Raw genomic sequence first — 14,999 nt, 5'->3', positions numbered from 1 at the left:
TTACTTTTCCGCATTGGATCTGACATGTATCGGGTAAGTGATTTCTTTGATTATGCTCAGCGAAATCAGAAACCTCAACCCGGAGCGAACCCTCAGGCCCTGCTGAAAACGCTTTATAATGCTTACGTAGAAGAGAAAAATCTGACCTACGAAGAAGATCATCTGGAAGCTAAAAATCAAGATTTTAAAGATCTGGTTCAGGAATACCACGACGGCATGTTGTTGTTTCAGATGCTGGAAGAAAACGTGCAGGGGAAATCCCTGACGGATACAACCGGACAGCGTCAGTTTTTTGAACAAAATCGGAATAAATATCAGTTAAGTCCTCGCGTCCGGGCTTCGGTATTAAGTGCTTCCACACGTCCGGTGCTGGATCAGGCGTTAAAGGCTCTGGCTAAAAGTCCTTATGTCATTAACCGGAAAATTGAAGACCTGACGTTTCCTAAAGGACAGACCAAATTAACGGAGGCCCAGCGGGAGAAGCTTTTCGACCTGATCGTGATTTTAAGTAAAAACCCAGCGTATCAAATTGCCATTAGTGGACATGCGGATGCTGGGGAGGCTGATTCCTGCTCAGCCGGTCGTTTACGAAGCGTGGTGAACGAGTTGACCAAACGCGGCAATATTTCAGCTACCCGCATTGTTGAAGTTGATGAAAGTAAATTTAAGCCTGTTTCAACCACCAATCGCGACAAAAATCGTCGGGTAAGCTTTAGTTTAACGACTACTTCGAAACAGGATGTGGTTCGTCAGTTCAACGTAGTGAAAGCCAATACTTTAACGCTGGAAGAAGGGTATTTCCAGAAAGGAGATAATAAATTCATTGATGGGATTACCTGGAAAACGGGTAAGCAAACCCTTGAAAAAAGCGGACGTTTTGTAGTCATTGATGTAACGAACGTGGACATGGCCCGAACCAAAACTCTGGGAGAAGCCCGTGGGCAGGTAATTAATGATTACCAGCAATACCTGGAAAAAAACTGGGTAGAGTCTCTGAGAAAACAATTTCCGGTTCAGGTGAATGAAAACGAGCTGAAAAAGCTTAAGTAATTAAAAAGAAACTGCAACGTTAGGAAAGCATGCAACGTAACGTTAGTATTTAGCATCAATCCAATAGACACCCGTTTTCTAACTATATTACCTACTTAATTAAAAATGAAGAAATTATTCGGGCTGTTACTCCTGTTCTTGCCAGTGCTGGGCTTTGCTCAGGCCACGAAGGGTAAGGTCATTGACGGTGTGATCAGCAAAGTGGATAACCACTATATTCTCCGCTCTGATTTAGATCAGATGTATTACCAGTACCAGAACGAAAATCAGAAAAATCCTCCTTCGAAGTGTCAATGTCTGAATAGCTTGATTATCAATAAGGTAATGTTAGCAAAAGCAGAGATTGACTCCGTAACGGTAGAGGATCGTCAGGTGGACGGCGAACTCGAAGGCCGGATGGATCAGATGATTCAGATGTACGGTTCGCAGAAAAACATTGTCGAACAATTTGGCAAAAGCATAGAGCAACTGAAAGCGGAACTTCGCTCGGACGTGAGAAATAATCTGCTGGTGCAGGAAATGCAGCGGAAAATCACGAGTGACGTAAAGATTACGCCTAATGAAGTACGGAAGTTCTTTAATTCCATTCCCAAAGACAGTCTTCCTTATTTTCCTTCGGAAGTGCAGGTAGGTCACATTATTCGTTTGGCGGAAGTAACCAAGCAAGAAACCGATGCTCTGAAGCAACGCTTGCTGGACTATAAAAAGCGGGCTTTAGCAGGCGAGGATTTTGCTCAGTTAGCTACAACGTATTCTGAGGATTTAGGTAGTGCTCAGAACGGCGGATTGTATTTGAACGTAAAACGTGGTACCATGGTATCAGAATTTGAAGGAGCCGTTTATCGCCTCAAACCCGGAGAATATTCTGATCCCGTTGAAACGGAATACGGGGTTCACTTAATCAAACTGGAAGACATGAAAGGCGAAGTCTATACGGCTCGTCACATTCTGCTGCGTCCTGATTATAACCGTCTGGATGTAACGAAAGCAACGAAATACTTGGATTCGGTTCGTACGCTTTTAGTAGATAATAAAATTACGTTTGAGAAAGCTGCTAAAGAGTTTTCCGAAGATAAAGCTACTGCCGATGTAGGAGGCTGGATTCAGGATCCGGAAACGCGGAGTACGCGTTTGGCTTTGGATGAAACGATGGACCACAGCCTTTACTTTACGCTGGATTCAATGCAGGTAGGTACGTATTCAACAATTTTGCCTTACCGTTCCGGTGATGGTAAAGTAGGCGTTCGGATTATTTATTACAAAGCAAAATATCCGCCCCATTACGCGAACCTGGAGGAAGACTACCAGAAGCTGCAAAAAATTGCCTTGAGCCGGAAACGAAACAATGCCGTTGAAAAGTGGTTTAAAAAGACAAAAGCTGAAGTGTTCATCCAGGTACGTGATGAAGAGCTGAAAACCGAATGTAGCGATGTCGTGGCGGCCTACGGGCAACAATAACAGCATCTGTTCGGAATAAGCCGGAGGAAAGGGTTTGAATGCATTTGAAGAGGTAAAAGTTTGTAATGATGAAAATCTTGCATTACTTATCTTTTCAAATAGATTCAAACCCTTTTTCGTTTATTAAAATCAAATAACTGGTCCCTAACCCTATTTTATTTATGGCGTATTCTTCCGATGTAGAGGGTGTAAAAGCCCTGAATGAAGCTTACCAGAGATTACATGCTGAAATTACCAAAGTAGTCATAGGGCAGGACGATGTAGTAAAGTTGTTACTAACGGCAATTTTCTGTCAGGGACATTGCTTATTAGTGGGCGTTCCCGGACTGGCTAAAACCTTACTGATTCAAACCATGGCGAACGCTCTGGATCTGGATTTTAACCGGATTCAGTTTACGCCGGACTTAATGCCTTCGGATATTACGGGATCAGAAACGTTGGATAATGACCGCAACTTCCGATTCATCAAAGGTCCCATTTTCTCAAACATTATTCTGGCGGATGAGATCAACCGGACGCCTCCTAAAACGCAGTCGGCTCTGCTGGAATCCATGCAGGAGTATGCGGTTACCATTGCAGGGCAGAAGTATGGCCTAAGCAAGCCTTTCTTTGTACTGGCTACCCAAAACCCAATTGAACAGGAAGGGACCTATCCCTTACCCGAAGCCCAGCTTGATCGTTTCATGTTTATGATTCAGTTGGATTATCCCAAATTTGAAGCTGAACTAGCGATTGTAAAAGCGACGACCTCAGATATACGTTACGAAGTGAAGCATCAGGTAACGGGGGAAGAAATTCTGTACTTCCAGCAATTGGTTCGTCGCGTACCCATCGCGGACAATGTGGTAGATTACGCCGTTCGTCTGGTTCACAAAACGCGTCCCCGCACGGAGCTGGCCTCCAAAGAAGCCAATGAGTTTCTGGAATGGGGAGCAGGGCCCAGAGCCTCGCAGAACCTGATCTTGGCGGCCAAGTGTAATGCCTTATTCAGCGGAAAGTTTTCACCGGATATTGAAGACGTAAGAGCCGTTGCCCTGGCCGTATTACGCCACCGGATCGTCCGAAATTTCAAGGCTGAAGCTGAAGGCATTTCGGTTGAAGATATTGTCAAACGAATTGTTTAAACCCTCATAGTTATTTGATAGTATATTTTTACGGTTGTAAAACGTTGACTAGTACTCTATCAACTGACAACTGCAGCCGCTAAAAACGATCCAATACATACGTATAAAGAAAAGCCCGGTTCATCACTGATGAACCGGGCTTCTTTATACGTATGTTACAAGCTATTAAAATTCCAGTTTCAGGGAATCTTCTTCGCCTTCGGTTACCGTTTCAGGAGTTGCAACCACTTCAGTGGAAGCACTCTCTTCATCCCATAACAAACGAACGTTCTTGGCAATATAATCGCCACGGTCATTTAAGGACAGAACGAATTCTACCTCATCTCCTTCCTGAAGCTCATTGAAATCAGTATCCACCAGGCTGGTGTAATGGAAGAACAGGTTATTGGGTGGATATTTAATAAAGCCGTATCCATTTTTAAGCGAGTAGATCGTGCTGGTCATTAACTCGCCCGTATGCTCAGCCAGACTATCTTCAGCACCTTCCGCTTCCGTATTGGTACGTTCTGGACGTGAAGAGTTGTTCTGGGGAGGCGTTGGAGGCACTACGAACATATTGTTAATCAATGGATCATTGCGACGAACGCGATCTTCAATGATTTTCTCCATATCGGCGTGGAAAGTAACCTCGTCCAGTAAGTCCTGAGACGTACGCGTTACCATTTTCTGGCCATCTTCCGTAGTGTATTCGAAGTCCCAGCTTAAAACCATTACTTTGGTTGCCAGCGAGTTTAATTTGCGAACCAGAGGCACGTAATCGCCATCTGAAGCAATCAGGACAATAACATCGAATCGTTTGGATAAGGCTTTCTCGTAAGCTTCCAGAGCCAACCAGACGTCAATTCCTTTTTCGTAACGATTGCCAAAGGAGCTACGGATGGGAAGGTAATGCGTCGTAACGCCTTCAGCCATTAGTAAATCGTCAAAAACCCGGTCGTAGAAAAGCATATTTCCCCGCTGACTGGCTTCCTGTGCATTCAAACGGCCCCGGAAATAATGAGAGTCAACAATCTGACAAAAACGTATATCAGAGCTTAATTCGTCCGCAACCTGATTTCTTATAAAATTATGTAAGCCTGAAACGCTTATGCGACTTTTACGGGTATGAAAATAGTTGTAATAATTGCTGACGTGTAAAAAGTAGTTTCCGTCATAAAAAACTCCAATTCTTGTAAGAGCTAATGGATCGTTGGCCATTTGATAAATTATGTTTTATAGTTACTTATAGTTTATTCAATAGAAATAATTCCTTTAAAAAGGCAAGTTATACTTGGGGTAGGATATCTTAATAAATCTAGATGTGCAGGTATAAGTACTCAATTTTAAACGGAGTGTTAACTCCCAATAACTAATCTAATAAATAGAGCTCATTTCCAGTGAATTCACAAATTTACAAACTCATTGCCTTTCTTGCAAATGCATCAGGTCATGTTCGGTATCAATATCAATAAGTCCTCTTAAAAAAGTTACTTTTTTTACTGCCAACTGCCTTTGTTTTACATATCGTTTAACTCCCGAATCACCTTTTAACTGTAGTAATGACTCAAAGTAAGCAGCACCAATGAGTAACGGAACGCCCCAGTCGGAACCATAGTCAGAAACTACTACGCAGCCGGAATCATTTACTTCTAAGTAAGTTAGAATAAATTGCTCTAGTAACGAGGTATTCACAAAAGGCTGATCCGTTAAGGCAAAAAGAATAGCATCGGCCTGGTGTTGAATGGCATATTGGGTGGCTACACATACGGAAGAAGCCATTCCTTCCGACCAGTCAGGATTAATCAGGATCTGCAAAGGGAGGGAATGGAGGACTTCAGCAACTGCTTCAGCATACGCTCCAACGACAACGCAATGCTCAAGGGTAACGTTCGGATCAGAAATGGCTAAGGCTTCTTCCGCGACGTACCGGATCAGAGGTTTTCCCTGCCATTGTACCAATTGTTTGGGTCGTCCAAGCCGGCTTGAATTTCCTGCTGCAAGAATAGCTACCTGGATTTTCATCGTTTATAGCTCAATGGCTACGGTTTCTGTGGGTGGATCGAAGGCATTAATAGGGTAGGTGACTTCAACCAGAAATAATCCATCCGGCGGAACGGCCCGCCCGGCTCGTTTACGATCTTTGGCTAGTATAATTTCATTTACATCTTCAACGGAAATCCGTCCTCGGCCTACATCCATGAGCGTTCCCACCAGAGCTCTTACCATGCCCCGAAGAAAACGATCTGCTCGCACGTGAAAGATTAACTCGTGACCACGTTCTTCCCAGCGGGCTTCAGTAATGTCGCAGCGAAAGGTTTTTACCTGGGTATTAACCAAACTAAAACTCTGAAAATCGCTGTGATTCAATAAAAACTGAGCGGCCTGATTCATGGCTTCCACATCTAACGGAAAGCTAAAGGGATAAACCATAAAAGGGCGGAAGGGGTTTTTTACTCTCGAAATTCGATACTCGTATTTGCGGGAAGTTGCAGTAAACCGGGCATGAACATCCTGCCGAATCGGGAAGATGCGGTAGATGACAATGCCGGCGGGTGTCATGCGGTTAGACTTAAAGGCAATGAATTCCAGATCTTCCGTAATGGGTTCTGGCCAGTCAAAATGAGCGTATTGTTGTTCGGCGTGAACTCCCGTATCCGTGCGGCCAGAACCGATTAGATTTACCGGACTTTTTAGTAAAATGGAGAGCGATTTTTCAAGGGCTTCCTGTACAGAAACAGCATTAGGCTGTTTTTGCCAGCCATTGAACGTAGACCCATTATACGCAAACGAAATCATGTACCTCATCTTGCAAAGGTACACGCAGAATGCCTGAATCGAAATGAGAGAAGGTGGGAATGGCTACTTTTGCCCCAGGCGGGCTTTGTACTTGGAAAAATTGGCCTTGATTACCTGAATAATGTCGTATTCAGAAGACTGCAATACAAAGTCGTCGTCAATGGGAAATAAACGCATGAATTCCTTCAGATCTTCGCCTTCCAGTTTAGTAATCTGATTTACTACCTGTTCGTTATATTTGAATTCAGCCAGTTTGTGTTTACGGTCCTGTTGCTGGTAAACGGCTAGTTTGCGTTTAGTTTTGGCTTCTTTGCTGAATAATTCATAGAGCAGAGAAATGGGGGAGGTGGCCATACCCAACATCTGATCCGTACTCATGTTCTTTTTGGCAAGGGGTTCTTTCAGAGCTTTTTCGATCTCGTATTTAATTTCAGCCTCCGACTTAGCCGTTACCCGCACTTCATTCAGCGTAGTACCATCACCCTGAAAGACATATTGCTTTACCCGAACCGTAAAATCATCGTGCGTAGAATCAACGGTAATCGTAGCATCGTCACAGCCATTACAGGTAATGCGAAGGTTATCACCGGGCCGGGCCATAACCAGGAACGTACCTGATTTATTCGTGCGGGTTACATCCTGCGTCCGCATGTTCCGTACCGAAGCCAGGTTGATAGGCTTATTGGTCGAATCGCTTAGGGCAATACCCGTAATGTAGCGATCCTGGGCTAAACCTTTAAAATTTGGACTAAGCCCGAAAAAAATCAGTATAAATGCAGTGAGTTTATAGATCATTGGAAAAACAATTCTTTCGTAAAACTAAGGTTTTCCGAGAAAATTGTACAGCAATTAATGACTTAAGGTATATTAACAAATCAGGTGGCGGTTTATAATCCGCCACCTGATTCATTATTGCATTCTATTCTCCTGATTTTTCTTCAGGCACCTTATCAATAATTCTGCTCACTTCCCGCTCCAACTGCCGGGAGATTTGAGTAGGGTTATCAACAGCTTTTTCAACGGAACCCCGCCAGACTAATTTTTGAGTTTTGGCATCTACAATATCCACCACTACCGTTCCTGCGTCGTATTTTTCCTGACGGTAGCGGGGACCGCCGCCCCAGCCATACCAGGCAGGGCCCCAACCTTGCCAGCCCCAACGTCCCCAACCCATGTAAGGGCCGTACATCGGACTGGGATCTGAGACGGTGCGTTCCCGCTGTTCAACGAAAAAGTGATAGCCAATCAGCATATCCGGGTTACTGGTATTTTCTTTATACCCTTTTTCATTAAGCGTATTAACGACTGCGGCTTCCAGATTCTGAGTGGCAATTTCATTGTAATAAGCGGGGTTTTTTCCTGCCTGTACGTCAGAGTCCATCCAGGCAAAGGTTCTGTAACGACTAAAGTCCGCTTTTCTACTTTTATCAACGTTGACCGAAGAACAGGCTGATCCAATCCAGATCAGGCTGACTAGTGCGAAGAGATTTATTAATGGAGTTTTCATGGTTTATAGCATAGTGTAGCTATAATCTTTAAAAAACGGTGCCATATGCGACAAAAGAAAAGCCCTGCTTCCGTACGGAAGCAGGGCTTTTCCTGAGCACGCTCAGAAAAATTAGATTTTCTTAACGTTAACGGCGTTCAAGCCACGTTTGCCTTCGATTGTATCGAAAGACACACGGTCATCCTGACGAATGGTAGCTGAACTCAGACCCGTCGCGTGCACGAAAATATCTTGCCCGGAAGCGTCATCAAGAATAAAGCCAAAACCTTTCGTTTCGTTGAAAAATTTTACAGTGCCTGTTTGCATTGTGAACAAAAAAATAAATAAAACAAAAATCTCCTGTACGTCAGGAGTCAACAAAGGTAATCGGATTCTTTAGAGTTTTTCAATACAAAGTACGTATATCGAAAAAAAAATGTGTAAAATATAGCCTGCGGCAAAAAATTAGTAGTTTTTCAGGTAATATTTTCACTGATTTAAGATTATTAAACAGTTTTTAATAATTGCAAGTGCTTTTTAAATGCTTTTTAATGCAGTACTTCGAACCAGATCCATTAGATAATAACCCAAGCGGGACTGTTTATCTACGTAAACAGTCCCGCTTCACTGGAGATTCAATTCCTACCGGGGTCGCCCGCCGGGGGCTGTGCTACCTCCTGCTGGAGCACCGCCCTGCATGCCGTCACCACCGCTCTTCACGTCATCGTTGTTAACCGATTTACCTTTCTTACGCGGAGCCTGAGCCGTCATTTTGCCAATTTTATAGGAGAACGTTAGGCGAACACCCCGCATAAAGAGGTGGATGTCAGACACCTGGGTAAACTGGGAATTGGAAAGGTTGGTATGAATGTTAAAGCTTTTGGTAAGGAAGTTTTCTCCAGCCAGACCAATGCTCCCTTTCTTATTTTTAAAGTCTTTCTTCACACCCGCCGAGTAGAAGGCAAATCCGCCCCGGCGACCTTGTAACTGTACCTGAGAACCCTGAATGAAGGCAAAACCCTGAGCTCCCCAGCCGTTTTTAAACTGAATCTGGGAATTAAATCCACCCCCAATGTTTAAGACCGGAATTCTCAACGAATTCAGATTTACCGCCGCTAATAGGAGCCATCCCACGCAGGTTATTGTAAATGATATTTGAGAAAATACCAATGTTCCATTTAGAGGTAATGGCAAGATTACCGAAGAGGTTCGTACCCACGGCCCGCTCGCTACCAATGTTCTGGTAGGTGGTCAGCACGCCACCGGCCAGCGTATCATTCGCTTGGACTACCTGAGTGATGGTTCCATTGGTAATCCGTCCAAAGAAGGCTGCATTCAGATAAAACTTCTTGAAGTTCTTGCTATAACCTAACTCTGCGTTATCCGTCAGTTCAGGACGAAGCGAAGGATCCCCGATCATGATGTTCTGGGGGTTAGCCGCGTTAATGTTGGGGTTTAATTGCTGAATTCCGGGACGTTGCAGACGACGGTTATATCCCACTTTCCAGGTAGCTCCCTTGATGTTTTTCGAGATGTTTACACTGGGAACCAGGTTTCCGTAATTAGGAATCTCAATGTTACCTCCTTCACGCGTGCTGGCTTCAATAGTGGTGTATTCGTAACGAGTACCGGCTTTGATGGTGTACTTGTTTTTGGTGGTAAGTGTGTAAGAGGTATAGGCTCCGACTACGTTCTGGTTGTAATCCAGGGCTCCAGAAGGTTGCTTAGGGCTCTGAGTAAGGGGATTATTCCCATTACCAAATAAATATTGATAATCACTGTTTACCGTCCGCATGATGCCTTTGCCACCAAATTCAATCATCTGATTTTTCTTGATTGGTGTCTGGTAATCCGTCTGAATGGTAAATTCCTGATTCAGGTTGTGGTTAATATTTTTCTGCCGAAACAAGAGCTCATTTGTGCCAGTACGATCATTAGAGATGAAATCGTTGGTTAAATCATTCCGGCTGTATTGTGTGGAAACGCTCCATTCCTGCTGTGGTTTTTTGTACGTATGAAGGTAATCTACGTTTACGTCAACCGTTCCAGAAAGGTTTTTAGTATCAACATCCCGATAAACCGTTGAATTAATAAGATTATTGATATACGAATCCGTTTTGTAATCCAGAGCATTGAGCATGTTCCGGGCACCGTACCGAACCCCGGCAGTGATCGACTGATTCTGAGCAAGATCATAATCAAAACCCAGGTTATAATTCCCGAAAAGGCCCGAGTTTACACCTGAAAAATCCTGATAGGTACGAGTAGTTGAGCCGTTTGATTCAAAATTAGTCTGATCGGTGAAGCCTTTTAGCTTTACATTGTAGTTGGCCCGACCGAAACCGCCGAGGGTAATACCCATTTTACCTTTGCGATAATTTCCGTTCAGTGACAAGTTCGAACCCCGGTTTCCTACGCCTGAATCTATTGTCAGGTTTAAGCCCTGAAGGCTGTTCTTCTTGGTGATGATGTTGATAATCCCGCCGGAACCTTCGGCATCGTATTTGGCGGAGGGAGAGGTAATCACTTCAACCGTTTTAATCATATCGGCTGGAATTTGTTTCAAAGCATCCGCAACGCTGCTGGCTACGATTGTACTGGGTTTATTATTAATTAAAACCCGCACATTCTGATTCCCACGTAAGGAAAGGTTCCCCTGCAAATCGACGGATAGCATCGGAACTTTACGCAGCACGTCAGAAGCATCGCCTCCTTTAGCCATGATGTCTTTTTCAGCATTGTAAACCAGACGATCCACCTTCTCTTCGATTAAATCCTTCTGTCCGGTTACGGTTACTTCGTCCAGCGTTTTGGTTTTTGAATTAACCTTAATTACGCCCAGATCAATGTCCTGACCTTTTTCGACTTTAATGTTATCAATGGTTTTGTTTTCATACCCAATGAAAGTGACCAGGATTTTATATTCGCCCACGGCCACGCGACTAAGGGTAAATTTGCCTTTATCATCTGCAACGGTACCATCAACGGGCTTGTTGGTAGCTTTGTTATACAAGGCAATGTTCGCAAACTCTACGGCTTTCGTGACCGAAGAATCCACCACAAAACCAGTGATTTTCGAATTGCCTTTGGGTGTATTATCGTCGGCTGTTCCGGGAAGGGCTTTCCGCTGAGGAGTAGCTCCGCCCATAGGAAACTGAGCCTGAGCCGTTTGTATAAGCAGACAACAACTAAAAAGGAGTAGTAATTTTTTCATAAAGAAGGGTGTTCAGTAGCTCGTGTTGATTAAGTGTACGTGGGTTGGAGACAGCCGGCAGGTGTGCCTTACTGATGCCTCAAAATTAAGGGGCTATTGAAGGTGCTAACTTCGAAAATCGGAACAGAGGTAACAGGAATAGATGTGTGGCAATTTTAGCCGTGATGAGCGGAAACGAACGAATAATAAAAATGCTCTGGCTTATCAGACCAGAGCATCGAGTATTCATGAGAAACGGGTTTCAGCCCCACAATCGACATTTACCAGCGTGGCAATGAAAAACAGTCGCCAGAAGTGAGTCGGTTAGATACAGTATTTTCTAACTAAATCAGCTTCTAATCCCTTTTTTCGTCCGAGTCTTGCCAGTATTTTAACTAGTGGTGTGGTTACTATACCGGCTATACCAGTTAGTCGCATGTCACTCATCACGGCACATATTCCCATATGGTAAATATTACTGGGAATATTGGCTTTGGTGTATAATCCGTCTTCAGCTAGGCCACACAGAATCCTTAACGTATTCTCCAAACCTGTAGAACCTGGGACGACCTTATTGGTAAAGGTAATTCGCTGGTCATTCTGATTAAAAAAGCGATGGTTTTCGCCCATTTTAACTAAATAAGATTCGCCGGGCTTTAGCATTACTTTCTTACCACCCTTAAGTTCCAGGCCCAGTTCACCGTCCACTGCCGTAAATAATTCACTATAAGCTTTATGATAGTGCATAGGATTACCCCCACCAGGTTCCAGTGAGATTTCCAACTCAGAGTACGCACCGTCGGTTTCAATCGATGTTTTATTGAAAACGATTGTCTCTTTTAAAGCCGGATTGTAGATGGTTTTTTTCATGTATAGCGTAAAAAGGTGAGGATGAGTAGCAAAGCTACTAGTATCTGACTTTTTTGAGGTACATGGGATGGTAATAATCTTGTGTACTAAGTCAGTTTGCGACAAGTGTAACGGTTAAAGGGAAGAATGATTTCTCCTTCCATGCAAAAACAGAAGGTTAACTGGTTTTTGCCCTGATTGGCCCGAACCACCCCTTTTCCCAGAAAAAAAACCTGATTTTAAATGCGTACGGGCCAATACAGGTGCTGAGTGACCAAATGCTTGATTAACGCTAAACTTTCTTTGGGTAAGGTAGAGACGGAGCGAAGAATGGACGTTAAGCCAGGCAAAGAAATGAGGTGAGTGAAAGTTAGGTTCTGCGGCAAATAAATTCGCCATTACCAATCGGAACGGTTATGCAATCGAAACGTTCATCGGCCAAAGCCGCGTCAATCATGGGTTTAATGCCGTCGTATTGATCAATGGCGTTGTCGGCTACCAGTAAGCCGTTGGTGACTAATTTGGGAGTGATGAGCTGGAAACAGGGTTTGTATAACTCCTTTTCGGCATCTAAAAAACAGAACGAGACCGAGGATACCTCTAACCCACTTTGGAGAAAGTCGCCGGGAATAATCTCAATATATTCTTCTAGTCCCGCGAGGTGGAAGGTTTCCTGAGCCAGAGCTATCTTTTCGGGATCAATCTCGAAGGTTTTTACTTTCTGTTGGCGTTCGCGGGCAGCCAAGGCCAGCCAAAGCGTAGAATAGCCCGCACTGGTGCCTATTTCAATGAGTTCTCCTGCCGGAGCGTTTACCGCCAGAATGGATAAAAACTCGCCCGTTGCCCGATTAATCTGCCGCAGGCGTTTAGAACGGGGCGTGCCATCCGTACGATCCTGCTGGTCAAGTTTCTCCAGATAGGCCATTCGCTCCAGGGCCTGTGAACTTAGCTTTCGAAACATAGTATGCCTTTAAAAAAGAACTTCCCGAAAGTTCTTACACTTTCGGGAAGTTGTCATGTATTATAAAGCTCCGTTTTTAATCTCATCGACTACTGCGGGATCGAGCAGCGTAGAGGTATCACCTAAATTAGAGGTATCTCCTTCGGCAATCTTCCGCAGAATTCGACGCATAATTTTACCCGAGCGAGTTTTAGGTAAGCCCGTTACGAACTGAATTTTATCCGGTTTCGCAATCGGCCCAATCACGCGGGAAACCGTAGCCAGAATGTCCCGACGGGTCAGGTCGGCGTTATCCAGCGGTTCTTCCGTAATGATATAAGCGTAGATACCCTGGCCTTTGATGTCGTGCGGATAACCCACCACGGCACTTTCCACCACGCCAAGGTGCATGTTAATGGCATTTTCTACCTCAGCCGTTCCAATTCGGTGACCCGATACATTCAGTACGTCATCAACCCGACCCGTAATGCGGTAATAACCGTCTTCATCGCGGAGACAGCCGTCGCCCGTAAAGTATAAATTGGGATACGTGCTGAAATACGTTTGCTTGCAACGTTCGTGGTCGCCGTAAGTGGTTCGGAGAATACCGGGCCAGGGGAATTTAATGCAAAGGTTACCCGAAACGCCGTTCCCTTCAATTTCCTTCCCGTTTTCGTCCACCAGAATCGGTTGCACACCAGGTAAGGGCAAAGTCGCATAAGTTGGCTTTTCGGGGGTAATACCCGCCAGTGGCGAAATCATGATTCCGCCCGTTTCGGTTTGCCACCAGGTATCGGCAATGGGCGTTTTTCCCTTACCAATATGATCGTGGAACCAACGCCAGGCTTCTTCATTAATCGGCTCACCCACGGAACCTAACTTCGTCAGGCTCGAAAGGTCTTTGTCTTCGACGTATTGTAAGCCAAAGCCCATCAGCGAACGAATGGCTGTTGGAGCCGTGTAGAGAATGTTAACCTTATGCTTATCAACGATATCCCAGAAACGTCCGGCATCGGGATAGGTCGGTACCCCTTCGAACATTAAGCTCGTAGCCCCGCAGCAAAGCGGACCGTAAACGATGTAACTATGTCCGGTAATCCAGCCGATGTCTGCCGTACAGAAATGAATGTCGCCGGGTTGGTACTGGAAAACGTTGGCAAAAGTGTACGAAGCGTACACCATATACCCACCGCAGGTATGCACCACGCCCTTGGGCTTACCCGTAGACCCCGAAGTGTAAAGGATGAACAGGGTGTCTTCAGCGTTCATTTCTTCGGCGGGGCATTCGTTGGTAACGTATTTTTCTTCCTGTTCCCACCAGCGATCCCGGCCTTTCAGCATGAATACTGGCGTGCGGGTACGGGTCATGACCAATACGGTTTCTACCGAAGGACAGGTTACCAAAGCGTCATCCACGGTAGCTTTCATGGCAATTTCCTTCGAACCCCGGTAGGCTCCATCCGAAGTAACGACCACCTTACACTGAGCATCATTAATACGGTCAGCAATGGATTGGGCCGAGAAACCACCAAAAACGACCGAATGGATGGCTCCGATACGGGCACAGGCCAGAACGGCTACGGCCAGCTCAGGCACCATGGGTAAGTAAATACAAACGCGGTCACCTTTTTGCACGCCCTGCTTTTTCAGGACGTTCGCAAAACGGCAAACCCGCTGATGCAATTGTTTATAGGATATTTTAACCGATTCTTCCTGAGGATCGTTGGGTTCCCAAAGTATGGCCGTCTGATCGCCGCGTTCTATTAAGTGACGATCCAGAGCATTCTCAGTAATATTTAATTTACCACCCGTAAACCACTTAATATCCGGGTCGGAAAAATTCCATTGAAGCGTTTTAACCCAGGGTTTCCGCCAGTAAAAATGGGAAGCAATTTCAGCCCAGAAACCTTCAGGGTCCTCAACTGATTGCTTATACGTTCGTTGATAGTCTTCAAAGCTTTTCAGTTGAAATGGGATGTGACTCATAGCTAACAGCTCGTTTTAGAGGACTTGAAAAATACGTACTTAGTCCGGCTAAAGTACAAGCAATCGCGGAGGTGATCAAAAAAACGCGATTTTTCTAGCTAATTTAATATAGATAAAAGAGTACTATTCCATTGCTTT

The 14,999-nt window shown here is 44.7% G+C and carries 15 protein-coding genes; 4 read left to right on the top strand and 11 right to left on the bottom strand.

Annotated elements, in window-relative coordinates; genetic code table 11:
• Positions 1-24 precede the first annotated feature (24 nt).
• From QE390_RS01185 to QE390_RS01175, 3 genes are all read left to right on the top strand, one after another.
• Positions 25-1,050, top strand: coding sequence for an OmpA family protein (locus tag QE390_RS01185; RefSeq protein ID WP_307140769.1), 1,026 nt, complete (start codon positions 25-27; stop codon positions 1,048-1,050).
• Positions 1,051-1,155: 105 nt separating this feature from the next.
• Positions 1,156-2,508, top strand: coding sequence for a peptidylprolyl isomerase (locus QE390_RS01180; protein WP_307140768.1), 1,353 nt, complete (start codon positions 1,156-1,158; stop codon positions 2,506-2,508).
• Between the two features lie 161 nt (positions 2,509-2,669).
• Positions 2,670-3,632 (top strand): MoxR family ATPase, encoded by a 963-nt coding sequence (locus tag QE390_RS01175; RefSeq protein WP_307140767.1) that lies wholly within the window; start codon positions 2,670-2,672, stop codon positions 3,630-3,632.
• A gap of 165 nt (positions 3,633-3,797) precedes the next feature.
• On the opposite strand, the gene QE390_RS01170 is transcribed toward QE390_RS01175, so the two are convergent.
• The 8 genes from QE390_RS01170 to QE390_RS01135 all read right to left on the bottom strand — a co-directional run bounded on the left by QE390_RS01170 (position 3,798) and on the right by QE390_RS01135 (position 11,107).
• Positions 3,798-4,829, bottom strand: a complete 1,032-nt coding sequence (locus tag QE390_RS01170; protein WP_307140766.1) for an NYN domain-containing protein — start codon at positions 4,827-4,829, stop codon at positions 3,798-3,800.
• Between the two features lie 201 nt (positions 4,830-5,030).
• A complete protein-coding gene (locus tag QE390_RS01165; RefSeq protein ID WP_307140765.1) occupies positions 5,031-5,633 on the bottom strand; it encodes a nucleotidyltransferase family protein in 603 nt (200 codons plus the stop codon).
• 3 nt (positions 5,634-5,636) lie between these two features.
• Complete coding sequence (truA, locus tag QE390_RS01160; protein ID WP_307140764.1) at positions 5,637-6,416, bottom strand: tRNA pseudouridine(38-40) synthase TruA; 780 nt, start codon at positions 6,414-6,416, stop codon at positions 5,637-5,639.
• Between the two features lie 54 nt (positions 6,417-6,470).
• Positions 6,471-7,202, bottom strand: coding sequence for a hypothetical protein (locus QE390_RS01155; RefSeq protein ID WP_307140763.1), 732 nt, complete (start codon positions 7,200-7,202; stop codon positions 6,471-6,473).
• Positions 7,203-7,326: 124 nt separating this feature from the next.
• The gene (locus QE390_RS01150) at positions 7,327-7,914 is read right to left on the bottom strand and encodes a DUF4136 domain-containing protein (protein ID WP_106635711.1); all 588 of its coding nucleotides are present in this window, start codon (positions 7,912-7,914) and stop codon (positions 7,327-7,329) included.
• A 111-nt stretch (positions 7,915-8,025) separates the two neighbouring features.
• Positions 8,026-8,220 (bottom strand): cold-shock protein, encoded by a 195-nt coding sequence (locus QE390_RS01145; RefSeq protein ID WP_106635940.1) that lies wholly within the window; start codon positions 8,218-8,220, stop codon positions 8,026-8,028.
• A gap of 315 nt (positions 8,221-8,535) precedes the next feature.
• Positions 8,536-8,988 carry an outer membrane beta-barrel protein gene (locus QE390_RS01140; protein ID WP_307140762.1) on the bottom strand — a complete coding sequence of 151 codons (453 nt, stop codon included), beginning with the start codon at positions 8,986-8,988 and terminating at the stop codon, positions 8,536-8,538.
• Entirely contained in the window at positions 8,951-11,107 is a 2,157-nt protein-coding gene (locus QE390_RS01135) for a TonB-dependent receptor domain-containing protein (RefSeq protein WP_307140761.1), read from the bottom strand. Before QE390_RS01135 ends, QE390_RS01140 begins: the two co-directional genes overlap by 38 nt.
• Before the next feature lie 142 nt (positions 11,108-11,249).
• On the opposite strand from QE390_RS01135, the gene QE390_RS01130 reads away from it, so the two are divergent.
• Positions 11,250-11,405, top strand: a complete 156-nt coding sequence (locus tag QE390_RS01130) for a hypothetical protein (protein ID WP_307140760.1) — start codon at positions 11,250-11,252, stop codon at positions 11,403-11,405.
• A gap of 5 nt (positions 11,406-11,410) precedes the next feature.
• On the opposite strand, the gene QE390_RS01125 is transcribed toward QE390_RS01130, so the two are convergent.
• The 3 genes from QE390_RS01125 to acs all read right to left on the bottom strand — a co-directional run bounded on the left by QE390_RS01125 (position 11,411) and on the right by acs (position 14,861).
• A complete protein-coding gene (locus tag QE390_RS01125) occupies positions 11,411-11,956 on the bottom strand; it encodes a cupin domain-containing protein (RefSeq protein ID WP_307140759.1) in 546 nt (181 codons plus the stop codon).
• Between the two features lie 349 nt (positions 11,957-12,305).
• Positions 12,306-12,896, bottom strand: coding sequence for an O-methyltransferase (locus QE390_RS01120; RefSeq protein WP_307140758.1), 591 nt, complete (start codon positions 12,894-12,896; stop codon positions 12,306-12,308).
• Between the two features lie 60 nt (positions 12,897-12,956).
• Complete coding sequence (gene acs, locus QE390_RS01115; protein ID WP_307140757.1) at positions 12,957-14,861, bottom strand: acetate--CoA ligase; 1,905 nt, start codon at positions 14,859-14,861, stop codon at positions 12,957-12,959.
• Positions 14,862-14,999: the final 138 nt, after the last annotated feature.

This window comes from Siphonobacter sp. SORGH_AS_1065 (genome assembly GCF_030818595.1).
Taxonomy (GTDB): domain Bacteria; phylum Bacteroidota; class Bacteroidia; order Cytophagales; family Spirosomataceae; genus Siphonobacter.
This window is presented reverse-complemented; position numbering and strand designations above follow the sequence as displayed.

Bases quoted from the DNA above. Each gene is read 5' to 3' on its own strand.
- QE390_RS01145 (WP_106635940.1), bottom strand. From the start codon at position 8,220: ATGCAAACAGGCACTGTAAAATTTTTCAACGAAACGAAAGGTTTTGGC.
- QE390_RS01185 (WP_307140769.1), top strand. From the start codon at position 25: ATGTATCGGGTAAGTGATTTCTTTGATTATGCTCAGCGAAATCAGAAA.
- QE390_RS01125 (WP_307140759.1), bottom strand. From the start codon at position 11,956: ATGAAAAAAACCATCTACAATCCGGCTTTAAAAGAGACAATCGTTTTC.
- QE390_RS01170 (WP_307140766.1), bottom strand. From the start codon at position 4,829: ATGGCCAACGATCCATTAGCTCTTACAAGAATTGGAGTTTTTTATGAC.
- acs (WP_307140757.1), bottom strand. From the start codon at position 14,861: ATGAGTCACATCCCATTTCAACTGAAAAGCTTTGAAGACTATCAACGA.
- QE390_RS01175 (WP_307140767.1), top strand. From the start codon at position 2,670: ATGGCGTATTCTTCCGATGTAGAGGGTGTAAAAGCCCTGAATGAAGCT.
- QE390_RS01165 (WP_307140765.1), bottom strand. From the start codon at position 5,633: ATGAAAATCCAGGTAGCTATTCTTGCAGCAGGAAATTCAAGCCGGCTT.
- QE390_RS01150 (WP_106635711.1), bottom strand. From the start codon at position 7,914: ATGAAAACTCCATTAATAAATCTCTTCGCACTAGTCAGCCTGATCTGG.
- QE390_RS01180 (WP_307140768.1), top strand. From the start codon at position 1,156: ATGAAGAAATTATTCGGGCTGTTACTCCTGTTCTTGCCAGTGCTGGGC.
- truA (WP_307140764.1), bottom strand. From the start codon at position 6,416: ATGAGGTACATGATTTCGTTTGCGTATAATGGGTCTACGTTCAATGGC.
- QE390_RS01155 (WP_307140763.1), bottom strand. From the start codon at position 7,202: ATGATCTATAAACTCACTGCATTTATACTGATTTTTTTCGGGCTTAGT.
- QE390_RS01130 (WP_307140760.1), top strand. From the start codon at position 11,250: ATGTGTGGCAATTTTAGCCGTGATGAGCGGAAACGAACGAATAATAAA.
- QE390_RS01135 (WP_307140761.1), bottom strand. From the start codon at position 11,107: ATGAAAAAATTACTACTCCTTTTTAGTTGTTGTCTGCTTATACAAACG.
- QE390_RS01120 (WP_307140758.1), bottom strand. From the start codon at position 12,896: ATGTTTCGAAAGCTAAGTTCACAGGCCCTGGAGCGAATGGCCTATCTG.